Origin of the sequence: Bacillus cereus group sp. N8, from assembly GCF_016483685.1 — a bacterium.
Classification (GTDB): domain Bacteria; phylum Bacillota; class Bacilli; order Bacillales; family Bacillaceae_G; genus Bacillus_A; species Bacillus_A proteolyticus.
This window is the reverse complement of the sequence record NZ_JAEHBK010000247.1, coordinates 1-229: the sequence shown is the minus strand read 5'-3', so window position 1 is coordinate 229 and position 229 is coordinate 1. Positions and strand designations below refer to the sequence as shown.

Genomic DNA, 229 nt, shown 5'->3' with positions numbered 1-229 from the left:
CACGGTCATACCGGTGCTACTGGTTCACTAGGTCCGAAAGGACTCCAAGGTCCTCAAGGCCCAAAGGGTGCCAATGGAGCAACCGGAGCGACAGGTCCTCAAGGAATTCAAGGCCCGCAAGGAATCCAAGGTCCAACGGGGGCTACTGGAGCTACCGGTTCGCAAGGTCCAACTGGAGATACCGGTGCAACAGGTTCACAAGGAATCCAAGGTCCAACTGGCCCAACAG

Annotated in this window: 1 pseudogene; it reads left to right on the top strand. The window is 57.2% G+C overall.

Going from position 1 to position 229, the window contains the following annotated elements:
• Window positions 1-229 (top strand): annotated as a pseudogene (locus JDS80_RS31175) (BclA C-terminal domain-containing protein); the annotation flags it as partial.